This is a genomic window from Citrobacter sp. Ct235 (assembly GCF_030332305.1).
Taxonomy (GTDB): Bacteria; Pseudomonadota; Gammaproteobacteria; order Enterobacterales; family Enterobacteriaceae; genus Citrobacter_A; species Citrobacter_A telavivensis.
Genome location: NZ_JAOWIC010000049.1, coordinates 12,038 through 27,171, shown reverse-complemented (window position 1 = coordinate 27,171; position 15,134 = coordinate 12,038). Strand labels below are relative to the sequence as shown.

The 15,134-nt window shown below is 50.0% G+C and carries 16 protein-coding genes; 11 read left to right on the top strand and 5 right to left on the bottom strand.

Going from position 1 to position 15,134, the window contains the following annotated elements:
• The first annotated feature begins 8 nt into the window (after positions 1 to 8).
• Complete coding sequence (gene yjhG / locus OGY35_RS17240; protein WP_057078681.1) at positions 9 to 1,976, top strand: xylonate dehydratase YjhG; 1,968 nt, start codon at positions 9 to 11, stop codon at positions 1,974 to 1,976.
• A 106-nt stretch (positions 1,977 to 2,082) separates the two neighbouring features.
• Complete coding sequence (locus OGY35_RS17235; protein ID WP_057078678.1) at positions 2,083 to 3,432, top strand: GntP family permease; 1,350 nt, start codon at positions 2,083 to 2,085, stop codon at positions 3,430 to 3,432.
• A 58-nt stretch (positions 3,433 to 3,490) separates the two neighbouring features.
• On the opposite strand, the gene fos is transcribed toward OGY35_RS17235, so the two are convergent.
• Positions 3,491 to 3,898, bottom strand: coding sequence for a fosfomycin resistance glutathione transferase (fos, locus tag OGY35_RS17230; RefSeq protein ID WP_286632944.1), 408 nt, complete (start codon positions 3,896 to 3,898; stop codon positions 3,491 to 3,493).
• Positions 3,899 to 4,067: 169 nt separating this feature from the next.
• Positions 4,068 to 4,427, bottom strand: a complete 360-nt coding sequence (locus tag OGY35_RS17225; RefSeq protein ID WP_286632943.1) for a hypothetical protein — start codon at positions 4,425 to 4,427, stop codon at positions 4,068 to 4,070.
• Positions 4,428 to 5,562: 1,135 nt separating this feature from the next.
• Between OGY35_RS17225 and OGY35_RS17220 the strand changes: the two genes are divergently transcribed.
• Genes OGY35_RS17220 through OGY35_RS17200 form a run of 5 tightly spaced genes read left to right on the top strand, consistent with a single transcriptional unit; the run spans position 5,563 to position 10,542 of the window.
• The gene (locus OGY35_RS17220; protein WP_286633703.1) at positions 5,563 to 6,435 is read left to right on the top strand and encodes a carbohydrate ABC transporter permease; all 873 of its coding nucleotides are present in this window, start codon (positions 5,563 to 5,565) and stop codon (positions 6,433 to 6,435) included.
• A complete protein-coding gene (locus tag OGY35_RS17215; RefSeq protein ID WP_152405190.1) occupies positions 6,425 to 7,312 on the top strand; it encodes a carbohydrate ABC transporter permease in 888 nt (295 codons plus the stop codon). The genes OGY35_RS17220 and OGY35_RS17215 overlap by 11 nt, the downstream gene beginning before the upstream one ends.
• Positions 7,313 to 7,323: 11 nt before the next feature.
• Complete coding sequence (gpdQ, locus tag OGY35_RS17210) at positions 7,324 to 8,160, top strand: glycerophosphodiester phosphodiesterase GpdQ (protein WP_286632942.1); 837 nt, start codon at positions 7,324 to 7,326, stop codon at positions 8,158 to 8,160.
• Positions 8,154 to 9,227, top strand: a complete 1,074-nt coding sequence (locus tag OGY35_RS17205; RefSeq protein WP_286632941.1) for an ABC transporter ATP-binding protein — start codon at positions 8,154 to 8,156, stop codon at positions 9,225 to 9,227. The genes gpdQ and OGY35_RS17205 overlap by 7 nt, the downstream gene beginning before the upstream one ends.
• Positions 9,220 to 10,542, top strand: coding sequence for an ABC transporter substrate-binding protein (locus OGY35_RS17200; RefSeq protein ID WP_286632940.1), 1,323 nt, complete (start codon positions 9,220 to 9,222; stop codon positions 10,540 to 10,542). The genes OGY35_RS17205 and OGY35_RS17200 overlap by 8 nt, the downstream gene beginning before the upstream one ends.
• Positions 10,543 to 10,669: 127 nt before the next feature.
• Here OGY35_RS17200 and OGY35_RS17195 read toward each other — a convergent pair whose 3' ends face one another.
• Entirely contained in the window at positions 10,670 to 11,050 is a 381-nt protein-coding gene (locus OGY35_RS17195) for a winged helix-turn-helix transcriptional regulator (RefSeq protein ID WP_286632939.1), read from the bottom strand.
• Between the two features lie 122 nt (positions 11,051 to 11,172).
• Here OGY35_RS17195 and OGY35_RS17190 point away from each other — a divergent pair, with 122 nt between their 5' ends.
• Positions 11,173 to 11,916, top strand: coding sequence for an SDR family oxidoreductase (locus tag OGY35_RS17190; protein ID WP_286632938.1), 744 nt, complete (start codon positions 11,173 to 11,175; stop codon positions 11,914 to 11,916).
• A 71-nt stretch (positions 11,917 to 11,987) separates the two neighbouring features.
• Here OGY35_RS17190 and OGY35_RS17185 read toward each other — a convergent pair whose 3' ends face one another.
• Complete coding sequence (locus OGY35_RS17185; RefSeq protein ID WP_286632937.1) at positions 11,988 to 12,332, bottom strand: DUF1294 domain-containing protein; 345 nt, start codon at positions 12,330 to 12,332, stop codon at positions 11,988 to 11,990.
• 231 nt (positions 12,333 to 12,563) lie between these two features.
• On the opposite strand from OGY35_RS17185, the gene OGY35_RS17180 reads away from it, so the two are divergent.
• The 3 genes from OGY35_RS17180 to OGY35_RS17170 all read left to right on the top strand — a co-directional run bounded on the left by OGY35_RS17180 (position 12,564) and on the right by OGY35_RS17170 (position 14,764).
• The gene (locus tag OGY35_RS17180; RefSeq protein WP_286632936.1) at positions 12,564 to 13,253 is read left to right on the top strand and encodes a helix-turn-helix transcriptional regulator; all 690 of its coding nucleotides are present in this window, start codon (positions 12,564 to 12,566) and stop codon (positions 13,251 to 13,253) included.
• 70 nt (positions 13,254 to 13,323) lie between these two features.
• Positions 13,324 to 14,070, top strand: a complete 747-nt coding sequence (locus tag OGY35_RS17175; RefSeq protein WP_286632934.1) for an SDR family NAD(P)-dependent oxidoreductase — start codon at positions 13,324 to 13,326, stop codon at positions 14,068 to 14,070.
• Between the two features lie 352 nt (positions 14,071 to 14,422).
• Positions 14,423 to 14,764, top strand: coding sequence for a hypothetical protein (locus OGY35_RS17170; RefSeq protein ID WP_054176790.1), 342 nt, complete (start codon positions 14,423 to 14,425; stop codon positions 14,762 to 14,764).
• A gap of 63 nt (positions 14,765 to 14,827) precedes the next feature.
• Here the strand turns inward: OGY35_RS17170 and OGY35_RS17165 are convergent, their stop codons facing one another.
• Positions 14,828 to 15,064 (bottom strand): hypothetical protein, encoded by a 237-nt coding sequence (locus tag OGY35_RS17165; protein WP_286632933.1) that lies wholly within the window; start codon positions 15,062 to 15,064, stop codon positions 14,828 to 14,830.
• Positions 15,065 to 15,134 lie beyond the last annotated feature (70 nt).

The window sequence follows — 15,134 nt, the reverse complement described above, 5'->3', positions numbered from 1 at the left end:
AGAAGATCATGTCTGTTCGCCATATTTTTGCTGACGAAAGTCGCGATATCTACACCGTCAGAACCCACGCCGATGGCCCTGACGGAGAACTGCCGCTTACGGCGGAAATGCTCATCAACCGCCCGAGCGGGGATCTGTTCGGGATGACCATGAATGCCGGAATGGGCTGGTCCCCAGACGAACTGGATCGGGACGGTATTCTACTGCTCAGCACGCTGGGAGGGTTACGCGGGGCAGACGGTAAGCCCATCGCGCTGGCGCTGCACCAGGGTCACTACGAGCTGGATATCCAGATGAAAGCGGCCGCGGAGGTAATCAAAGCGAACCGTGCCCTGCCCTATGCCGTGTATGTTTCCGATCCGTGCGACGGACGTACTCAGGGTACGACGGGTATGTTTGACTCGCTACCGTACCGTAATGACGCCGCCATGGTGATGCGTCGTCTTATCCGCTCTCTGCCCGATGCAAAAGCCGTCATTGGAGTGGCGAGCTGCGACAAGGGACTTCCGGCCACCATGATGGCGCTTGCCGCGCAGCATGACAAAGCGACGGTGCTGGTGCCCGGTGGCGCGACGCTACCCGCAAGGGATGGGGAGGATAACGGCAAGGTGCAGACCATCGGCGCCCGCTTCGCCAATGGCGAGTTATCGCTACAGGATGCCCGCCGTGCGGGTTGTAAAGCCTGCGCCTCCTCCGGCGGCGGCTGTCAATTTCTGGGCACCGCCGGGACATCGCAGGTCGTAGCCGAAGGATTAGGACTGGCCATCCCGCACTCAGCACTGGCCCCTTCCGGCGAACCGGTGTGGCAGGAGATAGCCAGAGCCTCCGCGAAGGCGGCGTTGAACTTATGTAAACAAGGCATCACCACCCGGGAAATACTCACCGATAAAGCGATTGAGAATGCGATGACGGTCCATGCGGCGTTCGGTGGCTCAACAAACCTGCTGCTGCATATTCCGGCGATTGCCCATCAGGCCGGCTGCCATATTCCAACCGTTGACGACTGGATCCGCATCAACAAGCGGGTGCCCCGACTGGTGAGCGTACTCCCCAATGGTCCGGTTTATCACCCGACGGTGAATGCCTTCATGGCGGGAGGTGTGCCGGAAGTGATGCTGCATCTTCGCAGTCTGGGATTGCTGCATGAAGACGTGATGACCGTCACCGGCAGCACGCTGAAAGAGAACCTGGACTGGTGGGAACACTCCGAACGGCGGCAACGGTTCAAACAGCTTCTGCGCGAACAGGAGCAGATCGACGCCGACGAGGTGATCATGTCGCCACAGCGGGCACGGGAGCGCGGCCTGACCTCAACGATCACTTTCCCGGTGGGCAATATTGCCCCGGAAGGGTCGGTTATCAAATCCACCGCCATCGACCCCTCGGTGATTGACGATCGGGGCATCTATTACCATAAAGGCGTGGCGAAGGTTTATCTGTCCGAGAAAAGCGCGATTTACGATATCAAGCACGACAAGATTAAAGCGGGCGATATTCTGGTCATCATCGGCGTTGGCCCTTCCGGCACCGGGATGGAGGAAACCTACCAGGTCACCAGCGCCCTGAAACATCTGTCCTACGGCAAGCATGTTTCACTGATCACCGATGCGCGTTTCTCGGGCGTTTCCACGGGTGCGTGCATCGGCCACGCAGGGCCAGAAGCACTGGCCGGAGGGCCAATCGGTAAATTACGCACCGGGGATATTATTGAAATTAAAATTGATTGTCGCGAGCTTCAGGGCGAAGTCAATTTCCTCGGAACCCGTAACGATGAAACATTACCCTCACGGGAGGAGGCCACCGCAATATTAAACGCCCGACCCAGTCATCAGGATTTACTTCCTGATCCTGAGCTGCCCGATGACACCCGACTCTGGGCGATGCTCCAGGCGGTAAGCGGCGGGACATGGACGGGTTGTATTTATGATGTAAATAAAATCGGCGCGGCCTTGCGCGATTATATGAATAAGAACTGAAAGCAAAAATAAAAACATCCAGACACCTGAATTATCCGGTTACGCATTATTCATCCTGTGCGCAGCCGGATAATGACGGGTCGTTACCCTATGATGAGAGGACGTTATGCCACTAATTATCGTTGTGGCAGGGATTGCTTTACTCCTGCTTTTAACCATAAAAATTAAGCTCAATACGTTTGTTTCACTAATTATTGTCTCGATTGCTGTCGCCATCGCCAGTGGTATGGATTTGAATAAAGTTGTCACCTCGGTCGAATCCGGACTTGGCGGCACGCTGGGCCATATCGGTTTAATATTTGGCTTCGGCGTCATGCTGGGTCGTTTGCTGGCCGACGCGGGGGGTGCACAGCGAATAGCGCTGACCATGCTGAATTATTTCGGCAAAAATAAACTTGACTGGGCGGTAGTTTGCTCAGCCTTTATTGTCGGCATTGCACTTTTTTTCGAAGTCGGTTTAATTCTTCTGGTCCCTATTTTATTCGCTATTGCCCGTGAAGCGAAAATATCGCCGATGTTTATGTGCGTGCCCATGCTTTCCGGTTTACTGGTTGCACACGGTTTTTTACCGCCGCACCCCGGCCCGACCGTTATCGCCCGTGAATATGGCGCCGATGTAGGACTGGTACTGATATACGGTATCATTGTCGGCATCCCGACCTTTATTCTTTGCGGCCCGGTACTGAATAAATTCTGCCAGCGCATTATTCCGGACGCATTTAAAAAAGAGGGCAATATTGCCTCCCTTGGCGCGACCCGTCGGTTCAGCGAAAGCGAAATGCCTGGCTTTGGGATCAGTTTTCTCACCGCGATGCTGCCGGTTATCCTGATGGCGGTCGTCACCATCATCCAGATGACCCATGCCAAAAGCGCCGCGGATTCAGGCTTGTTCTACAACATACTGCTGTTCCTGGGTAACTCGACGATTGCGATGCTGATTTCACTGCTGTTCGCGATTTATACCATGGGTCTGGGCCGCGGAAAGACGATCCCTGAACTGATGGATTCCTGCGGGAAAGCCATTGCGGGTATTGCCGGACTGCTGCTGATTATCGGCGGTGGCGGCGCATTCAAGCAGGTGCTCATCGATTCTGGCGTGGGTCAGTACATTTCCACCCTGGTCTCAGGCATGGATATTAATCCCATCCTGATGGCCTGGGGCGTAGCCGCGTTCCTGCGTATTTGTCTGGGTTCCGCCACCGTGGCGGCGATCTCTACCGCCGGTCTGGTCATCCCACTGCTGGCAGTACATCCTAATACTAACCTGGCATTGATTACGCTAGCGACCGGGGCAGGATCCTGTATCTGCTCCCACGTTAACGACGCCAGTTTCTGGATGATTAAAGACTTCTTCGGCCTGACCACCAAAGAGACACTGTTGTCCTGGACGCTGATGTCGACGCTGTTATCCATCTGTGGGCTGATATTTATTCTGCTCGCCAGCATGATTATATAATTGTGCCTTCGCCAGTGGATCGCGTTGTCGGTTCACTGGCTCCTCTTTTTCACTCATTTTACGGGGATGAGAAAAACACCATTCCTTCATAAGGATATTTCATACACGCGTTAAGGCGGCTGGTTAAATCGCCGTCATGGATTTCCAACTTGTGCCCATCGGGATCCAAAAAGTAGAAAGACCGCCCTTCACTCTTATTGATTTTCCATTCGGTAACGCCCAACGCTCTGAGATTATCCACAAACACATCAAACTCGTCGCGTTGAATACTGAATGCGTAGTGGGTGTAATCATCCTTACTGGCAACGGTATCCGCCGAAAGACACAGCCACAAATTGCCCAGACTCAGGTAAGCACCATGGGCCCATTTGGCCTTAGGCGTAAACCCAAGTGTGTTGACATAAAAAGCAAAACTTCTTGAAACATCACTGACGGCGAGGGTGATGTGGTTCAGCCCATTCAGCATGCTTGAGTCTCTTCAACAGGATGCAGGATTATCAAAACTACCATAGGCGTACCGAATCGCGCAGCGTGAGTGACTTGCCAGCACAAAAAACCGCTTCAGCAAAAAGCGGTTTTTTGTGCTTCTCAATATGATAGATAAAGAGTCACGCTCCATACTATTTGATAAATAATTAGAATGAGAGAGTTAGATTTTCATTGTTCACTATCATCTTTTTGTGGTTGATGACCAGCAAGGAGGTTGTGCCCACTCCAGTAAAAAGTGCATCGCCTTTGAAGAAGTCCTGCTTGGGATCCCCCATTAAATGCCTTGCCATCTCCAGATCATTTCCTTGCAGAAAGAAGGTTACATCCTGTTTTCTTACTCCAATGGCCTCCATCCCTGCATCACTTAGAATCGGCGCCATACCGGACAGAGCAAAAAACAAACACAAAGCTGAAGCAATAATGCATATTGTGTGCTTTCTTTTACTTTCCTTTTTAATTCTTTTATCAAAGTAAACATTTGGTATTAATGTAATAAAAATAGCCATAACGAATACTGACAGGAATATTGAATGTACATCATTCCTCCCTGATTTAACAGACAAGAAAATAACGACCCCTCCAATAAGTGACACTACGACATATACCAACAGAGGGTCATATATTTTCATCAACCTTGCCATTCTATATGTCCCTTTGAATGAGTAAGGTAATGGTTTACGTCTCATTTTAAAAAAAAGCACTATACACTTTATAAGAACGTAAGAGACAAGCACCGACATGGAATACCACAATAACAAAACAAAACTAAGGAGTAATGAAAATGAAGTGATAACCATCAGAAAAAAAATCACATCGGATATGGTCAACCCTGTTGGAAAGAACTTTATGCGCATACAGTAGAATATGAAGACAACGACCCCTGCGCCAGGGAGGAAAAAATAGACATTTTTTGCCATATCCATGGTTAAAATACGATTTAGCGAAATCAATTACCTCTCCACTTATATGTCACAATTTAATAAAAATAGTATCTATGAATACAGGGCTCATCTTTCGAAAAGATGTATGAGTCCTTATGTGGCAGTCGTCCAAATGCCTATACTGCTCTTAATATATTAGAATAGAGTAATATTTATATATATATACTTCTGTCACAGATCATCCAGCGAAATCGATGAGAATAGCCAATAAACTCTGGCTAATGTCCCCATCTATCGAATAAATCAGTTTTTGCTATCCTTTTGCCGGTCAAAAACTGAAGGTCGACATAATGGCAACATATACAGATCGTGTTCTGCGCTGTTCAATTGACTAGCGAGAAAATAACCTAAAAAACTCAAGCTTAACCTTGAGAAAGGCGAAACAAGGGACCGTTCCGGCCCCCTCTCAGGCACCAGCAAGGTACTGGTAAAACTGGACGCAGAATAACCGCCTGGAAATAAGCATTAACGAATTATCCTTAATAACCATGTTAATTAGAGGGTTATTAAGTAACAACGCGGTATGACATATTTATTAATCCGTCTTGCGTAAAATCTTAAAGTGAAATTTAGCGTGAATTTTTATAAACAGGATACGGCCCGCAGGTCACAAAACCATCATCTTTCGGCCATTCTTTTGCAGTAATCCCCTTTCACACTGTCTGGCTTCAGAAACATGTCGACGAGCCCGCAGATGATGATGAAAAAGAACTGGCTTCCCTGGCTTATCCTGTCGCCTTCACTGCTTTTTTTACTGCTGTTTACCTGGTTCCCGCTGATTCGTTCAGTGTATGACAGCCTGTTTGATACACGCATGGCAAGCGACGAGGCCCCCTACGTCGGCGCAGGGAATTTCATCCGTCTGTTTGAAGACAGCGTCTTCTGGCAGTCGCTGGTGAACAACCTGATTTACATCGCCCTGACGGTTATCCCCGGTGTGGCACTGGCTTTACTGCTGGCCGTTGCGTTATGGGAAAACCACCGCGTCAATCGCTGGCTACGCACCGCTTTTTTCTTCCCGATGATTATTCCCATGGTCAGCGCGGCGGCGATTTGGCTGTTCATCTTTATGCCGGGAATGGGAATGTTCGACTACTACCTGGCGAAGCTGTTCGGCCCTATGAATAACAACTGGCTGGGTCGCAGCAACAGCGCGCTGTATGCCCTGGCGCTGATTGGTGTATGGAAATTCGCCGGCTATTACATGTTGTTCTTTCTGGCGGGGTTACAGAGCATTCCGCAGTCGGCACGCGAAGCCGCGATGATGGAAGGCGCCACCCCGACACAGATATTTTTTAAGGTGACGCTACCTCTGCTACGACCGACGCTGAGCTTCGTGATCACAACGGCGCTGATTTATGCCATTACGCAGATAGACCATGTCGCCGTCATGACCCGCGGCGGGCCGGATAACGCCACCAGCGTACTGCTTTATTACATCCAGAATCTCGCCTGGGATACCCACGATCTGGGCAAAGCCTCCGCCGCCACGTTTCTGACGCTGGCAGGACTGTTTGTCTTCTCCTTTTTTAACCTGAAGCTACTGGAGCGAGGAGCGCATCATGAGCGTTGAGATCTCCCCTGCCATTCCCAGAACGCAACGCGCCACGCGACCGCTGTGGCTACGCCTGCGTCAGTCCAGGAAAGTCACGCTGGGTGCGCTGATGACCTGCCTGGCGCTGCTGTGGGTGAGCCCTTTCCTGTGGATGCTGTCCTCGGCGTTTAGCGCCACGACCTTTGGGGAAGGAATGGCCTCCGTACTGCCGCGCTTCCCGTTAACGCTTGATAACTTTCGCGATGCCTGGGCCAGCGCAAACTGGTTCAGCCTGTACGCTAACACGCTGATCTTCGCGTTTGGCACCTTCGCCGTACAGCTACTGACCATCACCACCGCCGGATACGTTTTTGCCTGCCACGAATTTCGCGGCAAGCAAACGCTTTTTCTGCTGTTTCTTGTTCAGTTGATGATCATGCCCGTCGTAATGATGGTGCCGAACATGATGACGTTGAAAACCTTCGGTCTTCTTAACACGCTGACCGGCGTGATGATGCCCTATTTCACATCGGCATTCGGCGTGTTCCTGATGCGCCAGGCGTTCCTTGCCATTCCAAAAGAGCTGGAGGAAGCGGCGTTGATGGAAGGTTGCCGGTGGTGGCAGGTGCTTTACCGCGTCCTGCTGCCGATGTCATGGCCGTCAGTGCTGGCGTTCGCCACCGTCAGCATTACCTATCACTGGAACGAGTATTTATGGCCTCTCATGATGCTTAACGACCCTGACAAGCAGGTGCTGACCGTCGGCCTCGTCTCCTTTGCGATGGGCGCGGAATCGGGCGGACAGTGGGGAACCATTGGCGCAGGAACGCTAATGGTCTGTCTGCCGCTTATGGTGGCCTTTATCGCCTTTCAGAAACAGTTTCTGAGAAGCTTCGGTTTTTCAGGTATTAAATAAGGAGTGATTTCATGCTGTTAGCCCATATTAGCGACACCCATTTCCGCAGTCGCGACCAGAAGCTCTACGGTTTTATCGACGTTAACGCCGGAAATGCAGACGTGGTTTCCCAGTTGAATGCGCTGCGTGAACGTCCACATGCCGTTATCGTCAGCGGAGATATCGTTAACTGTGGCCGCCCGGAGGAGTATCGCATTGCCCGCCAGATCCTCGGCGCGCTCCACTACCCGCTGCTGCTGATCCCGGGGAACCATGATGATAAGGCGCATTTTCTTGAATATCTGCACCCACTGTGTCCACAACTGGGCACCGACCCGCAAAATATGCGTTATGCCGTCGATGATTTTGCGACTCGCCTGCTGTTTATTGACTCCAGCCTTGCGGGTCATTCGAAAGGCTGGTTAACCGAAGAGACGCTAGAATGGCTGGAAGCCCAGCTATTCAGCGCCGGTGATAAGCCGACTGCCGTCTTTATGCACCACCCGCCGCTGCCGTTGGGAAATGCTCAGATGGATCCGATCGCCTGTGAAAATGGTCATCGTCTGCTGGCACTGGTGGAACGCTTCCCTTCGCTTATCCGCATCTTCTGCGGTCATAACCATAATCTGACGATGACGCAGTATCGTCAGGCGACCATCACCACGCTTCCCGCGACGGTTCATCAGGTGCCCTACTGCCATGAAGATACACGTCCCTATTACGACATGTCACCGCCGTCCTGCCTGATGCATCGTCAGGTGGGAGAGCACTGGGTGAGCTACCAGCACTCGCTGGCGCACTACGCCGGGCCATGGCTGTATGACGAGAATACCAGTTGCCCAACGGATGAGTACTCATCGCCATGTTAAGACTGAATAATGTCAGTAAAACGTTTGACGGCAAACCGGCGCTGAACTCGCTGTCTCTGGATATTGCCGAAGGGGAATTCGTGGTGCTGGTAGGCCCCTCCGGCTGCGGCAAAAGCACCCTGCTGCGTCTGCTTTCCGGACTGGAAAGCGTCAGCGGAGGCGACATCTGGCTGCAGGAAGAGAACATCACCTTTCTCTCACCACGCGAACGCAACTTTGCGATGATTTTCCAGAACTATGCGCTGTTTCCGCATCTGTCGGTGCGTGACAACATTACCTTCGGGATGAAAATTCGCAAAGAGGATAAAGCCAGTTGGCAACCGCGGCTGGAACAGGTCTCCCGGATGCTGCAACTGGAGCCGCTACTCGATCGCAAACCGGCCAAACTCTCCGGCGGTCAGCGGCAGCGTGTGGCGATGGCGCGTGCCATTGTGCGCAATCCGCGACTTTTTCTCATGGACGAACCGCTCTCCAACCTTGACGCGCGCCTGCGTAGCGAGGTTCGCGATAGCATTATGGCGCTGCATCAACAGCTCAGGACCAGCACCATCTACGTTACGCACGATCAGACCGAAGCCATGTCGATGGCCGATCGTATCGTCGTGATGAACAATGGTTACGTGCAGCAGGTCGGTCGCCCTGAACATCTCTACGCCAGCCCGGCAAACCTGTTCGTCGCCGGTTTCATCGGCTCTCCCGCAATGAACCTCCTCCTTCTGCCTTGCCAGAACGGTCAGGTACAACTCGGTGATATCAGACATCCGCTGCCACCGCTGTCGAGTGACGAAACGCAGGTCTGGCTGGGGATACGCCCTGAACACATCACTGACAGACCGACTGACGGGCTGTACGTCCTGCCCGCCACGGTAATGCAACGAGAACTGATGGGGGCAGATTATCTGCTCCACGTCAGCACGCCTGTCGGCACACTGCGCTACAGCCGCCGCCATCGCGGCACCGTGCCCGAAAAAGGCGACACGCTTACCCTCGGTTTTTCACCGTCGGATCTTCATCTTTTTCATGCTGAGAAACAGCACAATTTACTCCAGGAGATTGACCATGTTTAAGCCCCTGAATACGAAATTGCAGGCGCTCGCCCTAAGCGGCGCGCTGGCCTTTAGCGGGTCTGCGTTGGCGAAAGAAAAAATCGATTTTATGTTTCCCGCCCCCGTCGATGGCAAACTGACCATGGAGATGACCCGGGTCATCAACGTATTCAATGAATCACAACAGGATGTCGAAGTACGGGGCATTTTTACCGGCAACTATGACACCACCAAGATCAAAGCCGAATCCGCGCAAAAGGCGGGACAACCGCCCGCGCTGGTCATCATGTCCGCCAACTTCACCACCGACCTGGCGTTAAAAGATGAAATCCTGCCGATGGACGAGCTGTTCAGGTTCGGTAATCAAAAAGCGGGGCCATTTTTGCTTAACGAGTTCTGGCCCGCCATGCATAAGAACGCTCAGGTGATGGGCGTGACTTACGCGATCCCGTTCCATAACTCCACGCCAATTCTGTATTACAACAAAGCGTTATTTGACCAGGCGGGTATCAAACAACCGCCGCAAACCTGGGCTGAACTGCAGGCGGATGCGAAAAAATTAACCGACGAAAGCAAGGGTCAGTGGGGGGTAATGTTGCCATCGACCAATGACGATTACGGCGGCTGGATTTTCTCGGCGCTGGTTCGCGCCAATGGCGGTAAATATTTCAATGAAGACTATCCCGGCGAAGTGTATTACAACGCCCCCTCCACCATTGGCGCCCTGCGTTTCTGGCAGGATTTGATCTATCAGGACAAGGTGATGCCTTCTGGTGTCCTGAACTCAAAACAGATCAGCGCCGCCTTCTTTTCGGGGAAAGTTGGAATGGCAATGCTGAGCACCGGCGCACTGGGCTTTATGCGTGAAAATACCAAAGACTTTGAGCTTGGCGTCGCCATGCTGCCGGCAAAAGAGCAGCGTGCGGTGCCGATTGGCGGTGCCAGCCTGGTGAGTTTCAAAGGCATTTCAGACGCGCAGAAAAAAGCGGCATATCAGTTTCTGAGCTGGCTGGTCAGCCCGCAGGTGAACGGAGAATGGAGTCGCTTTACCGGCTACTTCTCGCCGCGTAAAGCCGCGTATGACACACCAGAAATGAAAGCGTACATGCAGCAGGATCCCCGTGCGGCCATCGCCCTTGAGCAGCTGAAATATGCCCATCCCTGGTACTCCACCTATGAAACGGTCGCCGTACGTAAAGCGATGGAAAACCAGTTGGCGGCCGTTGTCAACGATCCAAAAGTGACGCCGGAAGAGGCAGTTAAAACGGCCCAACAGGAAGCCGATACGCTGATGAAGCCCTACGTTGATAAAAGCGCGCTGGCAGAAGTGAAATAGCTTATTACGCATCGTGTCATTGTGGACAGGCCGACATTATTTTGGCCGATGATACGTTTTTTGTTCCACGGTGACATGTTCATACTCAACTCTCCTGCCGTGTGGGAGCGTTGAGTATGGCTATCCCTCAAGAGCGAGCCGCTGACGTCCTTTGTCCGTTTTTATTCATTGCGTTCGCGTTGGCAGTCATCCACTCAGCAAGAGAATCAAGTGTCGGACGCAACGATTTACCCAGCTCGGTTATTTCATACTCCACTCTCGGTGGAACTTCAGCGAACACTTTTCTGTTAACCAACCCGCGAGCCTCAAACTGTCGCAACTGACGAGTCAGTTCTTTCTGAGTGATAGGTCTGACTGCTCGTTGTAGCTCACTGAAACGAACAGGTTCGCCTAATACAATCAAACGATAAAGGATTGGGATCGCCCACTTACCGGCTATCAGATTCACAAAACTGACCATCGGGCATCCTGTATTACTCTCAGCTAACGTCGAAATATTCTGTGTCATTGGGCTCCCGGTCTCACTTCATTGCATCCCATAAGGTTCCTTAGTATCCAAATGGTGCCTACTTTCCAAAGGATACTAAAGGATAAATAATTACTCCACGAATAATACGTGGGGGTAGGAAAATGGGCAGACTTGAGGGCAAGTACGCACTGATTACCGGTGGTACTAGCGGTATTGGTTTAGAGACGGCACGTCAGTTTCTGGCAGAAGGAGCAAAGGTTGCCATCACCGGTCGTAGTGAAAAAAAACTACTGGAGGCCAAAAAAGAGTTAAGTGATGTGGCTATTTTTCGCATTGAGGCAGGTGATATCTCTCAACAAAATCACTTAGCAACGGCGTTACAGGCGCGATGGCCGAGACTTGATATTTTATATATAAACGCAGGTGATGTGACACATAAGCCACTGGAATCCTGGGATGAGCAGGCTTACGATGCGCTGATGAATACCAATCTTAAGGGCCCATTCTTCCTGATCAAAGCCCTGCTTCCTATGCTTTCCAACCCGTCCTCCGTCATTGTTTGTGGCTCAGTCAGCGCGCGTATTGGTTTTCCACAAAGTAGCGCTTACGCTGCAAGTAAAGCCGCAATACTCTCTCTGGCACGAACACTTTCTGCAGAGCTTCATCCGCGTGGGATTCGTGTAAATGGCTTAAGTCCCGGACCGACTGAAACACCGGCATTGAATAACGTTGGGGGCGGCGTGGACGAAGATAAGCTCCGGGAAGAAATTCGCGCTCTGGTACCCATCGGACGTTTAGGCACCCCCTATGAATTGGCTAAGGCCGCCGTTTTCCTTGCTTCTGATGAATCTTCATTCGTCGTTGGTACTGAGCTACTGGTTGATGGTGGTGTGGGTAATCTATAGCTGAGTAGCCTGGCAGTGGTCTGGTAGAAGGGTTATCAGGCCACAATGCGCAGGGAGCAAAAAGCAAACGCTCAGGAAGAAGAAAAGGGATAAAGCTGATACACCGCCACCATCACTGAGACACTCAATATCACGCTGACGATGAAATAGGTTTTGAATGGCTGCTTTTGTGTTTTATGCCGGAAGAGTTGTTGACCCACCATCGCGCCCGGCCACCCTCCCACAAAACCAAACACCAACAGAGTGGATTCCGGTACTCTGCGCCTGGCCTTACGCGCCGCCATTTTATCCACGCCGTAAATCACCAGCGTCAGTATGTTGGTGAGCAGGAACCAGATAGCAACGGGATGTGAGGTAAAGATGCTGCCGATAGCAGAGAAGATCAGGAGCAAATAACAAAAGCGATTGAGATTCATAGTTCGTGGCACAGTCGATTTTAGCGTGTGTAGAGGCGGCATTATACGCAGTAAAGACACGGGGCCAAAACCCCGGAACAAGTCTCTGAGTAAGTATGGCTTTGGGCGGTTATGCGCGATATTAATCAATGGGGGCAGATCAACTTAGGCAGGTACACTTGCTTTGTACTAAGATGCCTATTCAACAGGTGCTTTAAGATATCGTCTTAGTATCAAGATGGATTTATCAACATGACCAGAACAGAAAGGCTTCTCGAATTACTACAGATATTAAGGGCGCAAAGATATCCGATCACGGCATCCACTCTTGCAGAAAGATTAGAAATAAATGTACGCTCCCTTTACAGAGATATAAAAACGCTACAGCAACAGGGAGTGTGCATTGAAGGCGGCGCAGGAATTGGATACATCGTTAAGTCTGACTTTCATTTGCCCCCCTTAAATCTTTCTCATGAAGAAATCAACGCTATTATACTTGGGCTAAATTGGGTGTCTCATAATACGGATTATGATTTCAAAAATACCGCAAGAAATGCGCTTGCCAAAATACACGCCGTCATTCCCGGTGAATTAAAAAATCTTATTGAGAGCCAATCCTATCTGACCGGTCCTTCAGAAAACAATGAGATATTTTTTGAAGACATTCGTAATGCGATTAAAAATCGAAAGAGAGTCAAAATAAAATATTGTGACAAGAAAGAGGTTTACTCTTCTCGAGTCATATGGCCCATCGCATTAGTATATATGGAGTCATGCTGGATTTTGGTTGCATGGTGTGAGATGAGAAATGATTTTCGTCATTTCAGAACTGACAAAATCGAAGAGATTGTGCAACTGGATTCCATGTATAGAGAAAACAGGACGGCTTTATTGAAAAAATGGAGAGAAAAAGAGGGGCTCCGCGAGGGAAAAGAGTACTGACAAAAACTGTCACTGCTAATTTGTATACTACCCCAGATGTAAGACTCCATTCTACTTCGCAGGGGGAATTATGAATTTTCAGAATAAAGTAGCGGTTATAACAGGAAGTACTACAGGTATAGGTGAGGCCGTTGCAGACCAATTACACAAACATGGCGCTAAGGTCGTCATTGTATCCCGCTCGTCAGCGCAGGCTAAACAAAAAGCGAAGCGGTTATCTTCACAGGGACAACAAGCGATGGGGATCGGATGTGATGTGTCACAGCCTGAACAGGTACGGCAAATGATAGATGACGTTATCAAACATTTCGGCAGGCTTGATTATGCTGTAAACAATGCAGGCCTGACAGGTGAACATGGTAAAAATATCACAGAGCAGACAGTTGAAAACTGGAATAAGGTCATTGCCACCTCATTGAGCGGTATTTTTTACTGCCTAAAATATGAAATACCTCAGATGATAAAGTTTGGTGGTTCTATCGTTAATTTATCTGCAGTAAATGGCCTGGTTGGTATTCCTGGATTGGCGCCTTACACCGCAGCTAAGCACGGTATAATCGGTTTAACCCAAACCGCAGCGCTAGAGTTTGCCTGCCAGGGTATTCGAATCAATGCAGTCGCTCCGGGTTATGTCCAAACCCCACGGATGAATGAATTCCCTGAAAACATCGTACAAAGTTTCGCAAATAGCCACCCGATGAAAAGGATGGCAAAAATGCAAGAAATAGCAGACTTCATCTTGTTTTTGCTGTCAGACAGATCAGCGTTCTGTACCGGGGGCGTTTATCCCATTGATGGTGGGTATTTAGCTGAGTGACATTTACCTTAAATCATATTAAACCGTAATAATTATCTCACCGGAATGGTTGGTTCAATGGGAGCGATAAAATACCTATAGTTAGTGCTTCTGCTGTAGAGCCGGTAATAGCCACATTGCCAGAATCTATTAACAGGGGTATAGATCATCGGCTCTCCATTGGTTTATACATCAAGCCATTAACAATCTCCGCTGCTGGCACTGAGCTGCTAAACTAACTGAGCTGAAGGGCCGTAGTGACCGAGGAGCGGACATATCGTTCAAGTCTATAGATTCTGCAGTGTTACTCACCTCGTTTTTAATAAACCACTATGCTAGTTTGTGAAGTCTATACCAGCGTTAAGGAGATGCTATGGGTGTTGAATTGCACATAACGAGAGCTGAATTTTGGGCAGATAATGAGGATGCGCAGATAACCGCTGATGAATGGCTTAACTACATTAATAACGATAATGAATTAAGCAGATATATTATAAACGGCGATTACAACGCCTTGTGGTCAGGTCACTCTTTGTACGAAGAACCATGGCTTGACTGGAGCGCAGGTAATATTTATACCACATGGCCCGATACATATCTGTACAGAAAGATGTTGCGGATTGCAAGACACCTTAATGCCCAAGTAATGGATGATGATGGTACGATTTACAGTGACGAATCGCAGTGGGAGTATGATCCGTCAACTAACGCGTAACGTCTGCTGTTGGCTCGCAGAGGTTAGGCTGACTGGTCCTCAGGTCTGCTTTGAGCTGTGAGTTCAACGCCAGCGTTCCATTCGGTACCGGACAGTGATTCCATTCTCGGACATGGTATGAACGTAACCGGGTTGCTTCAACGTCCGATCGATTGCCTTAGTACGATGCGTTTTATATTTTTGTCTAGCCTCTTCTGGAAAGTTTTCACCAGTCACCATTTCATCCCAGCTTTCATAGGATTTCTCCCCCGGAACCATAATGACTTTCCAGCGCTGAAACCGACGTTCGATCTGGTCCATTTATTACATCACCCCAGTAAAGTTATCACTAATTCACCTTAACACACTGTAATCATATCCACATTAGTTC